At 55.9% G+C, this 247-nt stretch carries 1 protein-coding gene; it reads right to left on the reverse strand.

Features of this window, described 5'->3' with window-relative positions; genetic code table 11:
• Nucleotides 1-183, reverse strand: a 183-nt coding sequence (locus tag ACTHSL_RS14005) for an aromatic-ring-hydroxylating dioxygenase subunit beta (RefSeq protein WP_440381747.1), incomplete at its 3' end; no start/stop codon positions are given.
• Nucleotides 184-247: the final 64 nt, after the last annotated feature.

Consider the following 247-nt stretch of genomic DNA (forward strand, 5'->3'; position numbering starts at 1 on the left):
GTTCTCAGGTACAGCCCGCGGTACTTGCTGCACCGGCACGATCGGCGACAGGTAGGTTGCGTCCTCTGCAAACAACGCGAGCCAGTCGTCAAACCTGCGCGTATCCAAGAGGTCGGCTTCGCGAAACAGGAACTGCTCGAACTCTTTCTGGAGGTGCGGATCAACCACGGCCGGCATCCCCATTCATGCACGACAGCCAGTAACTATAAAAATTACGCTGGTTCTGTTCGGTGATACCCTTGTAGTC

Origin of the sequence: Neisseria sp. P0008.S010, assembly GCF_051962715.1 — a bacterium.
GTDB lineage: Bacteria > Pseudomonadota > Gammaproteobacteria > Burkholderiales > Neisseriaceae > Neisseria > Neisseria elongata.